The organism is Martelella sp. AD-3, assembly GCF_001578105.1.
GTDB lineage: Bacteria > Pseudomonadota > Alphaproteobacteria > Rhizobiales > Rhizobiaceae > Martelella.
The window spans coordinates 359,728-374,970 of record NZ_CP014275.1; the positions used below are offsets into that span (position 1 = coordinate 359,728).

Annotated in this window: 12 protein-coding genes; 11 read left to right on the plus strand and 1 reads right to left on the minus strand. The window is 63.4% G+C overall.

Going from position 1 to position 15,243, the window contains the following annotated elements; genetic code table 11:
• Positions 1–19: 19 nt before the first annotated feature.
• Genes AZF01_RS01650 through AZF01_RS01695 form a run of 10 tightly spaced genes read left to right on the plus strand, consistent with a single transcriptional unit; the run spans position 20 to position 10,593 of the window.
• The gene (locus AZF01_RS01650; RefSeq protein ID WP_036237818.1) at positions 20–3,763 is read left to right on the plus strand and encodes a nitrate reductase subunit alpha; all 3,744 of its coding nucleotides are present in this window, start codon (positions 20–22) and stop codon (positions 3,761–3,763) included.
• Entirely contained in the window at positions 3,760–5,298 is a 1,539-nt protein-coding gene (gene narH / locus AZF01_RS01655) for a nitrate reductase subunit beta (protein WP_024709261.1), read from the plus strand. Before AZF01_RS01650 ends, narH begins: the two co-directional genes overlap by 4 nt.
• Positions 5,298–6,008 carry a nitrate reductase molybdenum cofactor assembly chaperone gene (gene narJ, locus AZF01_RS01660; protein WP_061449607.1) on the plus strand — a complete coding sequence of 237 codons (711 nt, stop codon included), beginning with the start codon at positions 5,298–5,300 and terminating at the stop codon, positions 6,006–6,008. The genes narH and narJ overlap by 1 nt, the downstream gene beginning before the upstream one ends.
• A gap of 10 nt (positions 6,009–6,018) precedes the next feature.
• On the plus strand, positions 6,019–6,738 hold the full coding sequence (gene narI / locus AZF01_RS01665; RefSeq protein WP_024706269.1) for a respiratory nitrate reductase subunit gamma: 720 nt from the start codon (positions 6,019–6,021) through the stop codon (positions 6,736–6,738).
• A 6-nt stretch (positions 6,739–6,744) separates the two neighbouring features.
• Positions 6,745–7,650: a peptidylprolyl isomerase gene (locus AZF01_RS01670; RefSeq protein WP_036235546.1), complete on the plus strand. Its 906-nt coding sequence runs from the start codon at positions 6,745–6,747 to the stop codon at positions 7,648–7,650.
• Positions 7,651–7,660: 10 nt separating this feature from the next.
• Positions 7,661–8,227: a DUF2478 domain-containing protein gene (locus AZF01_RS01675; protein ID WP_161632997.1), complete on the plus strand. Its 567-nt coding sequence runs from the start codon at positions 7,661–7,663 to the stop codon at positions 8,225–8,227.
• Complete coding sequence (moaA, locus tag AZF01_RS01680) at positions 8,217–9,245, plus strand: GTP 3',8-cyclase MoaA (RefSeq protein ID WP_024706266.1); 1,029 nt, start codon at positions 8,217–8,219, stop codon at positions 9,243–9,245. The genes AZF01_RS01675 and moaA overlap by 11 nt, the downstream gene beginning before the upstream one ends.
• A gap of 1 nt (position 9,246) precedes the next feature.
• Entirely contained in the window at positions 9,247–9,768 is a 522-nt protein-coding gene (gene mog, locus AZF01_RS01685) for a molybdopterin adenylyltransferase (RefSeq protein ID WP_024706265.1), read from the plus strand.
• 34 nt (positions 9,769–9,802) lie between these two features.
• Positions 9,803–10,306: a group III truncated hemoglobin gene (locus tag AZF01_RS01690; protein ID WP_024706264.1), complete on the plus strand. Its 504-nt coding sequence runs from the start codon at positions 9,803–9,805 to the stop codon at positions 10,304–10,306.
• Complete coding sequence (locus AZF01_RS01695; protein WP_036235543.1) at positions 10,303–10,593, plus strand: DUF6522 family protein; 291 nt, start codon at positions 10,303–10,305, stop codon at positions 10,591–10,593. Before AZF01_RS01690 ends, AZF01_RS01695 begins: the two co-directional genes overlap by 4 nt.
• 3 nt (positions 10,594–10,596) lie before the next feature.
• Here the strand turns inward: AZF01_RS01695 and AZF01_RS24690 are convergent, their stop codons facing one another.
• On the minus strand, positions 10,597–11,124 hold the full coding sequence (locus tag AZF01_RS24690) for a DUF488 family protein (RefSeq protein ID WP_024706262.1): 528 nt from the start codon (positions 11,122–11,124) through the stop codon (positions 10,597–10,599).
• A gap of 294 nt (positions 11,125–11,418) precedes the next feature.
• On the opposite strand from AZF01_RS24690, the gene AZF01_RS01705 reads away from it, so the two are divergent.
• A complete protein-coding gene (locus tag AZF01_RS01705) occupies positions 11,419–15,228 on the plus strand; it encodes a bifunctional nitrate reductase/sulfite reductase flavoprotein subunit alpha (RefSeq protein WP_024706261.1) in 3,810 nt (1,269 codons plus the stop codon).
• Positions 15,229–15,243: the final 15 nt, after the last annotated feature.

Sequence of the window (15,243 nt, forward strand, 5' to 3'; positions counted from 1 at the left end):
CGAAACAAAGGAACGGATCATGTCTCTTCTCCTCGACCGCCTCAACTTTCTGGCACGCAAGAATGTCGATACATTCTCCGATGGTCACGGTGTGACGACGAATGAAAATCGCGATTGGGAGGAAGCCTATCGCAAGCGCTGGCAGCACGACAAGATCGTGCGCTCCACCCATGGCGTGAACTGCACGGGCTCCTGTTCTTGGAAGATCTACGTCAAGGGCGGGATCGTCACCTGGGAAACCCAGCAGACCGATTATCCACGCACAAGGCCGGATATGCCCAATCACGAACCGCGCGGCTGTTCGCGCGGGGCGAGCTACAGCTGGTACATGTATTCGGCCAACCGGGTGAAATACCCGCTGATCCGGGCGCGGCTCCTGAAGCTCTGGCGCAAGGAGCGCGCCGACAAGAGCCCGGTCGCGGCCTGGCGCGCCATTCAGGAGGACTCGGCAAAGCGGGCCGAATACATCAAGGTGCGCGGCCTTGGCGGTTTCGTGCGCGCCACCTGGGACGAGGTCAACGAGCTCATCGCGGCGGCCAACGCCTATACCGCGAAGAGGTGGGGGCCCGACCGCGTCATCGGATTTTCGCCGATCCCGGCGATGTCGATGGTCTCTTACGCGGCCGGGTCCCGCTACCTGTCGCTGCTCGGCGGCACCTGCATGTCGTTTTACGACTGGTATTGCGACCTGCCGCCGGCCTCGCCGATGACCTGGGGCGAGCAGACCGACGTGCCGGAATCGGCCGACTGGTACAATGCCGGCTTCCTGATGCTCTGGGGCTCCAACGTGCCCCAGACCCGCACGCCGGATGCGCATTTCTACACCGAGGTGCGCTACAAGGGTACGAAATCGGTCGTCGTCTCGCCGGACTATTCGGAAGCCGCGAAATTCTCTGATCTCTGGCTGCACCCGAAGCAGGGAACCGATGCGGCGCTTGCCATGGCGCTCGGCCATGTGATCCTGCGCGAATATCACCTCGACCGGACGATCGGTTATTTCGACGATTACTGTCGCCGCTACACCGACATGCCGATGCTGGTGCGGCTGGTGAAGAAGGACGGCCGCTTCGTGCCGGAACGCTTCCTCCGCGCCTCCGATTTCAGGGACGGCCTCGGCGAGAGCAACAATCCCGAATGGAAGACGGTCGGCTTCGACGCGAAGACCGGCGACGTCGTCGCGCCGCGCGGTTCGGCGGGTTATCGCTGGGGCGAGAAGGGCAAGTGGAACCTCGAGCAGAAGGATGGCGCGGGCAGCGACATCGATCTGGTCATGAGCCTTGCCGAAAACCATGACGGCGTCGAGGACGTTGCCTTTCCCTATTTCGGCAGTCGCGCGCATGACTATTTCGAGGGCACAGATCATGACGACGTTCTGGCGCGCAAGGTGCCAGTCCGCCGGGTAGCACTCGCCGACGGCGAGGCGGTTGTCGCCACGGTCTTCGACCTGTTCGTCGCCAATTACGGCCTCGACCGCGGCTTCGGCGGCGACAATGTCGCAAGCTCCTTCGATGACGCAACGCCCTACACGCCGGCATGGGCGGAAAAGATCACCGGCGTGCCGCGCGAGCAGATCATCGCCACCGCCCGCGCCTTCGCGGGCAACGCGGAAAAGACCAATGGCCGTTCCATGGTCATTCTCGGCGCCGGTCTGAACCACTGGTACCATATGGACATGAATTACCGCGGCATAATCAACATGCTGGTGATGTGCGGCTGTATCGGCCAGTCGGGCGGCGGCTGGAGCCATTATGTCGGTCAGGAAAAACTGCGGCCGCAGACCGGCTGGCTGCCGCTCGCCTTCGGGCTCGACTGGCAGCGCCCGCCGCGCCACATGAACTCGACCTCGTTCTTCTACGCCCACACCGATCAGTGGCGCTACGAGACGGTAAAGGTTGATGAGCTGCTGTCGCCGACAGCGCCGGAAGGGCCGTGGGATGCAACGCTGATCGATTACAATATCCGCGCCGAGCGGATGGGCTGGCTGCCATCCGCGCCGCAATTGCGCACCAACCCGCTGGAGGTCGCCCGCGCGGCGGAAGCCTCGGGCCAAAAGCCCGCCGACTATATCGCCGATGCGCTGAAATCCGGTACGCTTTCCATGTCCTGCGAGGACCCGGATGCGGAGGAAAACTGGCCGCGCAACATGTTCGTCTGGCGCTCCAACCTGCTCGGTTCCTCGGGCAAGGGGCACGAATATTTCCTCAAGCACCTGCTCGGCACTTCCCATGGCCTGCTTGGCAAGGACCTCGGCGACGAGGGCCGTCAGGAGGTGAAGGAGGCTGTCTGGCATGACGAGGCGCCGGAAGGAAAGCTCGATCTGCTGGTGACCCTCGACTTCCGCATGTCGACCACCTGCGTCTATTCCGACATCGTGTTGCCGACGGCGACATGGTACGAGAAAAACGACCTCAACACCTCCGACATGCACCCCTTCATCCACCCACTGACCAGTGCGGCCGATCCGGCCTGGCAGTCGCGTTCGGACTGGGAAATCTTCAAGGGCATCGCAAAGACGTTTTCCGAGGTCGCGCCGGAAGTGCTGGGCGTCGAAAAGGATATCGTGCTGGTGCCGACCCTGCACGACACGCCCGGCGAACTGGCCCAGCCCTTCGACGTGAAGGACTGGAAGCAGGGCGAGATCGATCCGGTTCCGGGCAAGACCATGCCGACGGTTGCCGTCGTCGAGCGGGATTATCCCAATCTCTACAAGCGCTTCACCTCGGTCGGGCCGCTGCTCGACACGCTCGGCAATGGCGGCAAGGGCATTTCCTGGAACACGGAACATGAGGTCGGCCTGCTCGGCAAGCTCAACGGCACGGTGACGGAAGAGGGGGCCTCGAAGGGCCGTCCGAAGATCGACACCGATATCGACGCCACGGAGGTGATCCTGTCGCTTGCGCCGGAGACCAATGGCGAGGTCGCGGTCAAGGCCTGGGAGGCGCTCTCGGTGATTACCGGGCGCGACCACACCCATCTCGCCCTTCCGAAAGAGGACGAAAAGATCCGCTTCCGCGACATCGTCGCTCAGCCGCGCAAGATCATTTCCTCGCCGACATGGTCGGGGCTGGAATCGGAGAAGGTCTGCTACAACGCCTGCTATACCAACGTCCACGAACTGATCCCGTGGCGCACGCTCTCCGGGCGTCAGCAGCTCTATCAGGACCATTTGTGGATGCGGGCCTTTGGCGAGGCTTTTTGCGTCTACCGCCCGCCGATCGACACGGGCACCGTGACGCCGGCAATCGAGGCGCGTCTCGACGGCCAGCCGCATCTGGTGCTGAACTTCATCACGCCGCACCAGAAATGGGGCATCCACTCCACCTATACCGACAACCTGTTGATGCTGACGCTGAACCGCGGCGGCCCGGTGGTGTGGATTTCGGAGCCGGATGCGGCCCGCGCCGGCATCGTCGATAACGACTGGGTCGAGGTCTACAATGCCAATGGCGCGCTGGTTGCCCGCGCGGTGGTCTCGCAGCGCATGAAGGACGGCACGATCTTCATGTACCACGCGCAGGAGAAGATCGTGAACACGCCCGGCTCGCCGCTGACCGGTCAGCGCGGCGGTATTCACAACTCCGTCACCCGCGTGATCCCGAAGCCCACCCACATGATCGGCGGCTACGCCCATCAGTCCTACGGTTTCAACTACTACGGAACCGTCGGCGCCAACCGCGATGAATTCGTCGTCGTCCGCAAGCTCGAAAATGTCGACTGGATGGACGAAACCCCAAGCCTTGCAGGAAAGGAGGCCGCAGAATGAAGGTCCGTGCACAGATCGGCATGGTGTTGAACCTCGATAAATGCATCGGGTGCCACACCTGCTCCGTCACCTGCAAGAATGTCTGGACGAACCGCGAAGGCGTTGAATACGCCTGGTTCAACAATGTCGAGACCAAGCCGGGGATCGGCTTTCCCAAGGAATGGGAAAACCAGAAGAAATGGAATGGCGGCTGGGTCCGCAAGAAGAACGGCCGGATCGAGCCGAAGATGGGCGCCAAATGGCGCATCCTCGCCAAGATCTTCGCCAATCCGGACCTGCCGGAAATCGACGACTATTACGAGCCGTTCGATTTCGATTACGGCCATCTCCAGACCGCCGGCGAAAGCAAGACCATGCCGACGGCACGGCCGCGCTCGAAGCTGACCGGCGAGCGGATGGAGAAGATCGAATGGGGGCCGAACTGGGAGGAAATTCTCGGCGGCGAATTCGAGAAGCGCTCGAAGGACGTGAATTTCGAGGGGGTCGAGAAGGAAATCTACGGCCAGTTCGAAAACACCTTCATGATGTACCTGCCGCGCCTGTGCGAGCACTGCCTGAACCCCACCTGCGTGGCGGCCTGTCCCTCAGGCGCGATCTACAAGCGTGAGGATGACGGCATCGTCCTGATCGACCAGGAGAAGTGCCGCGGCTGGCGCATGTGTGTCTCCGGCTGCCCCTACAAGAAGATCTATTACAACTGGAATTCCGGCAAATCGGAAAAGTGCATCTTCTGCTATCCGCGCATCGAGGCCGGCCAGCCGACGGTGTGCTCGGAAACCTGCGTCGGTCGCATCCGCTATCTTGGCGTCATTCTCTACGATGCCGACCGGATTTCGGAAGCCGCCTCCACGGCCAATGAGCAGGATCTCTATGAGGAACAGCTCAAGGTGTTCCTCGATCCGACCGATCCGGCGGTTATCGAACAGGCCCGCAAGGACGGCGTGCCGGAAGACTGGCTGAAGGCGGCCAGAAACTCGCCGGTCTACAAGATGGCGATTGACTGGAAAGTGGCGTTCCCGTTGCATCCGGAATATCGCACGCTGCCGATGGTCTGGTACGTGCCGCCGCTCTCGCCGGTCCAGTCGGCCGCCGAGGCCGGCAAGCTCGGTCTCGATGGCGCAATGCCCGATGTGAAGTCGCTGCGCATTCCGGTGCGCTACCTCGCCAACCTTTTGACGGCGGGCAAGGAGGAACCGGTGGTGACGGCGCTGGAACGCATGCTCGCCATGCGCGCCTATATGCGCTCGAAGACCGTTGATGGCGTCGACGACAATGCGATTGCCGAACGCGTCGGCCTCACCGGCCAGATGATCGAGGACATGTACCACGTGATGGCGATTGCCAATTACGAGGACCGTTTCGTCATCCCGACCACCCATCGGGAGGTCTCCGAAGACGCTTACGACGTGCGCGGCTCCTGCGGCTTCTCCTTCGGCAATGGCTGTTCCGGCGGCAATTCCGAAACGGAACTCTTCGGCGCCGGGCGCCGCAAGGTGGTGCAGACGCCGACCGATATCTTCAAGGAGCAGGTCTGATGAATATCGCCCTGAAAATCACCTCGCTGCTTCTGTCCTATCCGGAGAAGGAACTGCTGGACGAATTGCCGGAGTTGAAGGTCGCGCTCGCGTCCTCGGCGGTGCCGGAAGCCGTTGCCGTGGCGCTCGGAAGGCTGATCGACGATCTCGCGGGCCGCGATCTCTATGGGGCCCAGGAACGCTATGTCCATCTCTTCGACCGCACCCGAGCGCTGTCGCTGCATCTCTTCGAGCACATCCACGGCGAAAGCCGGGATCGCGGGCAGGCCATGGTCGACCTGATGGCGCTTTACGAGGCCGGCGGTTTCGAGATCGACGCGAAGGAACTGCCGGACTACCTGCCGCTGTTTCTGGAGTTTCTCTCCACCCGCCCCAAGACGGAGGCGGAAGACCTTCTAGGCCAGACGGCGCACATCACCGAGGCGATCGGCGAGCGGCTGAGGAGGCGGGAATCCGTCTACGCATCGGCTTTTGCCGCGCTTTCCCTGCTGTCATCGGCCGAGGCCGATCAGAAGCTCCTGAAGGAGTTGATGGCAGCCCCCGAAGACGACCCCGACGACCTGAAAGCGCTCGACAGCATCTGGGAAGAGGAAGCCGTCACCTTCGGCGGCAATGCCGGCGAGGGCGCGTGCGGGCCGGACCGGCTCAGGACCCGCATGCGCGCGGCAGACCGCCAACCCGGCGATGTCGCCGGTTCCATACCGAATTAGGAGACAGACCATGTCAGCCTATCTCAACACACTCGTTTTCGGCATCTATCCTTATATCGCGCTCACCGTGCTGATCTTGGGAACCGTCATCCGTTATGACCGAGAACCCTATTCCTGGCGCTCGGGCTCGTCGCAACTGCTGCGGCGCAAACAGCTCATCTGGGGCTCCGTGCTGTTTCACCTCGGCGTTCTGGTCATCTTCGCCGGCCACGTCGTCGGGCTGTTGACGCCGATCTGGGTCTTCGACGCGCTCGGCATCAGTCACGGCGCCAAGCAGATACTGGCCGTCGTCGCCGGCGGCATTGCCGGGGTTTTCGGCATCGTCGGCGCGACCCTGCTGGTTCATCGTCGACTGTTCGATGCGCGGGTGCGCGCCGCCTCGACCTTCAGCGATACGATGATCATCATCCTCCTCTGGCTGCAGCTTCTGCTCGGCCTCGGCACGATTCCCGTATCGCTGCATCATCTCGATGGTCATGAAATGGTGAAATTCATGAGCTGGGCGCAGGGCATCTTCACCTTCAACTTCGCCGCCTCGTCCTACGTGGCCGACGCCGCCTGGATCTTCAAGGCGCATATTTTCCTGGGCCTCACCATCCTGCTCGTCTTCCCCTTCACGCGGCTGGTGCACATGCTGAGCGTTCCGGTGCGCTACATCTGGCGGCCGGGCTATCAGGTTGCCCGGCAGAAGGGCGACGGGTCGCGCATCAACGGCAAACCGGCGGAGTAACGCGAAATGGTCAATCTTTTCACACCGCAACAGCCCAAAACCACCGGTGCCGGCCCCGAACCCGGCAGCGGCTACCAGGCCGTCGACACGAAAATCCCGCCCAAGGCGCGAGCGGTGTTTTCCGAAATCTCGGTCAACGGTGTCACGATTGCCGAAAGCGCCATCCTCGCCGAGGCCCAGAACCACCCGGCCGACAATCCCGGCGCGGCGCTTCGGGCCGCCGCCGAAGCGCTCGTCATTCGTGAGTTGCTGCTGCAGAAGGCCGCGGAAGAACAGGTGACCGGCACGCCGGAGACGACCGCCGACGGCAGGACCGAGACCGCCGAGGATGCTGCAATCCGGGCGCTAATCGAGATGGCGGTCGACGCGCCCTCGGCCGATGATGCCGAATGCCGCCGGTTTTATGAAAACAACCGGAGCCGCTTCCGCTCCGAACCGATCTTCGAGGCGAGCCATATCCTGCTTGCCGCAAACCCGGCCGACGAGGCCGCCCGGCGGCAGGCGCGCGCCGAAGCGGAGCAGATGATTGCGGAGCTTGAGGCCGGCGCCGTTCGCTTCAGTGAGCTGGCGCGGGCGCGTTCGGCCTGTCCGTCGGCGCAACAGGGCGGCAATCTCGGCCAGCTTTCGCCGGGCAGTACCGTGCCGGAATTCGAGGCAGTGCTGATGCGGCTGCCGGAAGGCGAGGTGGTCGGTTCGCCGGTTGAAACCCGCTATGGCTTTCATATCATCCGCATGGATCGCCGGATCGAGGGAGAGCAATTGCCGTTCGATGTGGTCAGACCGCGCATCGCCGCCTGGCTGGAGGCTGCTTCCTGGTCGAAGGCTGTTCAGCAGTTCATCGCCGTTATGGCGGCGGACGCGACCATCGAAGGTATCGAGATCACCGGCGCCGATGGGCCGCTGGTGCAGTGAGGAACAAAGGATGGCCGACACTCCAGAGCTCCCCGCCGATCCGCGCAACTTACTCGCCTTCATCCCGTTTCTGCAGGATGACGCCGTCGATCGCCTGCTGGAGACCGCCGCACGGCGGCTTATTGTGCAAGGCCGCCGGGTCGAAGGCCTGATCCAGCATGCCGTCACGGTTGGGGACCAGTGTTGCGGCGCGGTCGACCTGAAGGACATCGCCACCGGGAAACGCTGGCAGATCATGCAGGCGCTTGGCAGGAATGCGCGCGGTTGCCGATTGGACTTCAACGTGCTGTCGGAGGTTTCCGTCTTCACCGAGGGGCGGATCCAGACCCGGCCGGACATCATCATCCTCAACCGTTTCGGCAAGGCCGAGGCTGAGGGCTGCGGGCTGCGCTCGGTCTTCGAAGCCGCGTTCCTGGCCGGCGTTCCGGTGTTGACCACAGTGAAGGAAACCTATCTCGATTTCTGGCGTGACTTTGCCGGTGATCTGTCGCAGCCCCTGCCTGCAAGGGTCGATGCGATCGTCGCATGGTGCCTTGCAGCCGGCCCGAAAGCGGAAAGAGACGATCATGCGGCATGAACGCGCGATAACACAGTCAGCGCCGCGCCCGCTGGTCGACAGTTTCGGCCGCACCGCAACCTATCTCCGGCTTTCGGTGACGGATCGCTGCGACCTACGCTGCACCTATTGCATGTCCGAGAACATGACGTTTCTGCCACGGCGTGAAATCCTCGATCTTGAGGAGTTCCACCGGCTTTCCCGCATCTTCATGGCGCGCGGCGTGCGCAAGATCAGGATCACCGGCGGCGAGCCGCTGGTGCGCAAGAACATCATGGCGCTGTTCGCCATGCTCGGCGCTGATCTGAAGCGCGGCATGCTCGACGAGCTGACGCTGACGACCAATGGCACGCTGCTGGATCGCTACGCGGAAGCGCTGTTTGCCCATGGCGTGCGCCGGGTGAATGTCTCGCTCGATACGCTCGATCCGCGGCGTTATCGCGCGATCACCCGGTGGGGGCGGATCGAACGGGTCTTTGCCGGCCTGGAGGCGGCGCAGGCGGCGGGCCTCAGGGTCAAGATCAACGCAGTCGCCATGCGCGGCGCCTTCGAGCAGGAAGTGGACGAGCTGATCCGCTTTGCCCATGAACGCGGAATGGACCTGACGCTGATCGAGGAAATGCCGCTCGGCGAGGGTCAGCATGATCGCCGGGAGAGCTTTCTGTCGCTCTCGAAGCTGCGCAACACGCTTTCAAAACGTTGGACCCTTCAGCCGCTCGCCTTGAAAAGCGGTGGTCCAGCGCGTTATATGCGGGTCGCGGAAACCGGCGGCGTTCTGGGGTTCATCACGCCGCTTTCGTGCGGTTTCTGCGCCGCGTGCAACCGTCTGCGCGTCAGCGCCACCGGCGATCTTTACACCTGCATGGGCGATGAAGGCCGGGTCGGCCTCAGGGAGACGTTGCGGGCGAGCGAGGATGACGCGCCGGTCGATGCGCTGATCTCGCGCGCGGTGGCGATGAAGCCCGAGGGACATGCATTTTCAATTACGAATACCCGAGTTGAGGGCATCGGGCGGACGATGTCCGTGCTTGGAGGCTAAAATGCTGATCGTTGCACTGACCATTTCCGATCGCGCCAGCCGGGGCGAATATGAAGATCAAAGCGGCGCCATGATCGAGACCTGGCTGGCGGAAACCATCAACTCGCCCTATGCCCTGAACCGCGTCATCATCCCGGACGGGGTGGCTTCCGTGCGGGAAGCGCTGGCGGAGCTGTGCGACAATGTTCGCGCCGACCTGATCCTGACCACCGGCGGCACGGGCCCTGCGCCCCGCGACGAGACGCCGGAGGCGATGCATACGATAATGGAAAAGGAATTGCCGGGCTTTGGCGAACTCATGCGGCGCATCAGCCTGGAACAGGCGCCGACCGCCATCCTTTCGCGCCAGACTGCCGGCGTTCGGGGAAAAAGCCTGATCGTCAATCTGCCGGGCCGACCGGCGTCGATAAGGCTTTGCCTCGATGCGGTTTTCCCGGCGATCCCCTATTGCCTCGACCTGATCGGGGCAGGTCGGATCGAGACGGACCCGGCGCGGATCAAGGCCCACCGGCCGCCGGGCTGAAGTCGGTCGCGGTTCTCAAGAAGGAGTTTCAGGCATGAGAGGACGTCCCGCGCCGGAACGCACGGTGATCATCGACGGCAAGCCGCTTCCGGAGGTTCTGGACGAGGCGATGATCCGCGACGTGGTGCATGGCTTTTACGACCGGATCCGCGAAGACCCGCTGCTCGGGCCGGTCTTCGACAGCCGGATCGCCGCTGATGACTGGCCGCGCCATCTTCAGCGCATGTGCGACTTCTGGTCGGCGACGCTGTTGCGCACGGCGCGCTATCAGGGCCGCCCGCTGCCGCCGCATCTGGCCATCCCCGAGATTGAGGAGCGGCATTTCCGCCGCTGGCTGCAACTCTTTGCCGAAACCGTTGACGCGATCTGCCCGAAGGAGGTGGCTTCGCTGTTTCTAGACAGGGCCATGCGCATTGCCCATTCCTTCCGCCTCGCCATCGGCTTTCATCGCGGCGAGGATACGGCGGGACTATGCCCGATCGGTCATGCCGACCTTGCCCGGACGGCGGATCGGGCGGCAGACGGAGAGGGACCATGAGCGCTCAGGAAACCGGGACCTTCATCGAACGCAATGCGGAAGGCCAGTTCGAAATCGGCGCGGAGCGGCTCGCTCGCCGCTTCGGCCTCGGCGTCGATGATCTGCGCGCGATGACGGCGCGCGGGCAGGTGCGGTCTTCGGTTGAACGCGGCGACGGCGCGGATACGGGGCGCTGGCGTCTCTCTTTCCGCATCGGCAATCGCCGCTGGCGGCTGACCTTGTGCGAGGATGGCATGATCGAGGACGACGAATTCAGCATCGTCACCTCCGGCGGACGTTCGCTCTGAGCGCTATTGCGAACGGCCGGTTTTCTTGTGGGAGGGCTGTCCGTCGGCATCGGGATCTGCCGGCTCGCCGCTGTCGTCGCGGCTTTCCGTTCCCAGCCAGGCCGGGTCCAGTTCGTGCAGAAAGCAGGGCGGTGACGACACCTCCACTGCGCCTTCGTCCCACCGATACGCCTCGGCGTGCTGGCCGCTCCCTTCCGCGATGACGGCCGCGAGGACCCGCGCATGATTGATGCATTCGTCGCGGGCGGCATAGAGCAAGGTCACGGTGTGTTTCTCGTTCCTTGCGCAAAGTTCATCAAGCGCGGCATTCTCCGCAAGCTCCGCGCGATAGCGCCGTTGAAAATCCTCCCACCGGTCTTTTCTGTGCGCGAACCATTTGCGCAATTCGCCTGAGGGTGCGACCTCCTTGGCCCAGAGGTCGATGCGGGCCTTGTCCTTCGCAAGGCCGCGCGGCCAGAGCCGGTCGACGAGAACGCGCAGGCCGTCCGTCTTGTCGGGTTCGTCATAGACCCGTTTGATCTTCACCGGCATCGTGCTGTCTTCCTCCCTTGTGATGCCCCGAAACTGCAAATCAGCGGTCGGGCTTGAAAGTCGCCGCGTGTCGGACTATCGTTGAAACATCAATGTCCAATGGCGGGCATTCCATCGCAAAGCTGCGGATCTGAGAACCGTTTCCTTCAAGGGAGCGCTTCGAATGATGCCGCGGCTTTTTTGTTTTCATTTTAGACAGCGAGGAAAGCCGATGCCACCCCGGCATGTGATCCATTCTGCGCGTCATCTCCGGTTCCCGTCAATCGTCAGCCCTTCTCAAGGCGGGGGACGGCGATGGGTGTAGAGACCGTCAAAAGCGTCTGTCCCTATTGCGGCGTCGGCTGCGGCGTGGTGCTTGATGTCGAGGACGGGCGGATTGTCCGACTTTCCGGCGACAGGGAGCATCCGGCCAATCGCGGGCGGCTCTGCACCAAGGGCAAGACCGCGCATGAGGCGATCGCGTCGGCGGGACGTCTCGAAACCGCGATGGTCCGGCGGGAGGCGGATGTTGTGCCCGCAACCGCGTCTATCGAGTCCGCCATCACCGAGACGGCGAAGCGCTTGCGCGCCATTGCCGACCGCCACGGCCCTGACGCCATTGCGCTCTATGTCTCCGGCCAGATGTCGATGGAGGCGCAATATCTCGCCAACAAGCTCGCCAAGGGTTTCTTGCGCACACGCCATATCGAATCCAATTCCAGGCTGTGCATGGCCAGCGCCGGCTCCGGCTACAAGCTGTCGCTCGGCGCGGACGCGCCGCCGGGGTCCTATGACGATATCGAGAGGGCCGATCTGTTCCTCGTGATCGGCTCGAACATGGCCGATTGCCATCCGATCCTGTTTCTGCGGATGATGGACCGGGTGAGAGAAGGCGCGAAGCTGGTGGTTGTCGATCCGCGCCGTACCGCCACGGCCGAGAAAGCCGATCTGCACCTCGCGCCGCAACCCGGAACCGACCTCGCTCTGCTGAACGGGCTTCTGCATCTGATTGTCGAAGCGGGCGGTATCGATCAGGCCTTTATCGAGGCCAATACGGAGGGCTGGGCCGAAATGCCGGCCTTTCTCGCCGACTATCCGCCGGAGCGAGTCGCGGCGATCACCGGTCTCAAGGTCGAGGACATCAGGGCCGCTGCCGATATGGTGCTTGCCGCCGGCGAATTCATGACGTTCTGGACCATGGGGCTCAATCAGTCGGTGCAGGGCACGTTCAACACCAATGCGATCTGCAACCTGCATCTGGCCACGGGTAAGATCTGTCACCCCGGCAGTGGTCCCTTCTCGCTGACCGGCCAGCCGAATGCCATGGGCGGGCGTGAGATGGGCTATATGGGCCCCGGCCTGCCGGGGCAGCGTTCGGCGCTGGTGGAGGTTGACCGGCGCTATTGCGAAGAGCAGTGGGGGCTTGAGCCCGGAACGATCCGCGCCGAGGAAGGCACCGGCACCATCGCCATGTTCGAGGCGATGGCGGCGGGCGCGATCAGGGCCGCCTGGATCATCTGCACCAATCCGGTGGCAAGCGTCGCCAACCGCAAGACGGTGACGGCGGCTCTCGAACGCGCCGAATTCGTGGTGGTCCAGGATGCCTATGCCGAAACCGAAACCACGCCCTATGCCGATATCCTTCTGCCGGCGGCAGTCTCCTTTGAGGCCGATGGCGTCATGGTCAACTCCGAGCGCAACATGGCGCTGACGGCCGCCGCCGCGAAGGCGCCGGGCGAGGCCCTGCCTGATTGGCAGATCATTGCGAAAGTCGCCTGTGCCATGGGCTATGAGAAGGCCTTCAGCTATGAGAGTGCCGAAGAGGTGTTCAAGGAAATCCGGCGGTTTTCCAATCCCGCGACCGGCTACGATATTTCCGGCGTCACGCATGAACGACTGCGGGAAGGCAGCATCCAGTGGCCGGCATCCGAGGCTGGGCAAGCCACGACGCGCAACCCGATTCGCTACCGCGCGCCTGACGGAGGGGTGAAATTCGCCACCGAAAGCGGCCGGGCGAAGTTCTGGCCGCGGCCGCATGCCGGTCCGCGCGAAATGCCGGATGGCGATTACCCGTTCATTCTCAACACCGGCCGGCTGCAACACCAGTGGCACACGATGACCAAGACCGGCAAGGTCGCCCGGCTGAACAAGCTCAACGCCGCGCCGTTCGTCGAGATCAATCCGGCCGATGCTGCGGCGCTCGGGATCGGCGATAATGACCGGGTGTCCGTCACCTCGCGCCATGGCAGCGCGATACTGCCTGCCATCGTCACCGATCGGGTTTCCCCGGGCGCGCTGTTTGCGCCGTTTCACTGGAACGATGTGTTCGGTGATGATCTGGCGGTGAATGCAGTGACCGGCAATGCCGTCGATCCGATATCGCTCCAGCCGGAGTTCAAGGTGACGGCGGTGGCGCTCGCCCGCGTGGCGGCGGCAGAGGCCGATGCGCCGGAGGTTGCGCGGGGCAGGGTCGAGTCCGTGCCGGTGTTGGCGGAAGGTAAGGACGCGCAGCCGGACGCGGACCCGTCAAAGCCCGCTGTCTCCGTATTCTTTGCCTCGCAGACCGGAACGGCGGAAATGGCGGCCGCCGATCTTTGCGACGCGCTTGGCGCGGCGGGGTACCGCGCGGCGTTGCGTTCGCTTGACGCGGTTTCCCCGGATGACCTTGCGACAAAGGGCCCTGTACTCTTCATCGTCAGCACCTTCGGCGATGGCGATCCGCCCGATCATGCGGCCGATTTCTGGGCGGCGCTCTTGCGCGAGGATGCGTCGCGACTGGAGGGCCTCAGCTACGCCGTGGTGGCGATGGGCGACAGTTCCTATGATCAGTTCTGCGGATTCGGCAGGAAGCTTGATGCCCGGCTCGAGGCGCTCGGCGGCGCGCGGCTGGCGACCTGCCGCACGCTGGATGCGGGCGAGGAGGGGGACGCGGTTTCAGCGGCGATGGCCGCTCTTTCGGGGCGTTCGAATGGCGCGGCGGCCTCGGCTGAAACCGCCGTCCGATCCAATGGGCGCAAACCGCCGCAAACCGTTGCGGCCAGGCTCAGCGTCAACCGGCTTCTGAGCGGTTCCGGCAGCGCCAAGGAGGTGCGCCAGTTCGGCTTCCGGGTCGATGGCGCGGCGGATTACGAGGCGGGCGATGCGCTTTCCATCATGCCGCGCAACTGCCCCGAGCTTGTGGATGAAATCCTGAGTTCCCTGCAACTGCCGGCGGAAACGCCGATTTCCGGCATCAATGGCCACGATATCGGCATAGGCGAGGCATTGCGCGATCATTTCGAGATCGGCCAGCCGCATCCGGATTTCCTCAAATGGTGGGCGGAATTCAGCGGGCATGAAACGCTGAAGGCGCTGACAAGTTCGGCCAACCGGAAAGCCCTCAATGACTGGCTGTGGGGTCGGCAGATCGCGGACATTCTCGCCATCGCGCCGAAACCCGTTGCCGGGCAGGACTTCTGCGACCATCTGAAGAAGCTGCAGCCGCGGCTTTACTCGATTGCCTCCAGTCCGAAGGCGAGCCCGGACGAAATCCATCTGACGGTTTCGGTGCTGCGCCATGCCCGACACGGAAAGAGCCGCAAGGGAGTCGCCTCCTCCTTTCTGGCAGACAGGGCAGCGGCCGAGCCGGTGCGCGTTTCGGTGAAGAAACAGGCGCATTTCCGCCCGCCCGCCGATCCCGAGACGCCGGCGATCATGGTCGGTCCGGGCACCGGCATCGCGCCGTTCCGCGCCTTTCTGCAGGACCGGGAGGCGGCGGGCGCGGGCGGGCCGAACTGGCTGTTCTTCGGCGAGCAATCGCGCGACAGCGGCTATTACTACAGCGACGAAATCGAAGCCTGGCTGAAAGGCGGGTTGCTCACCCGTTTCGACACCGCCTTTTCGCGCGACCAGGCGGAGAAGATTTATGTCCAGCACCGCATGGCGGAAAACGGGCGCGAAATCTGGAAGTGGCTGCAGGAGGGCGCGCATTTTTATGTCTGCGGCGATGCAAGCCGTATGGCGAAGGATGTGGATGCAGCACTTCGGGCGATTGCCGAGACCCATGGCGGGCTTTCGCAAGCAGCCGCCGAAGGCTACGTTAAGACGCTCATCAGGGAAAAACGTTATATGCGCGATGTCTATTGACCGTTTTGCGGAAGC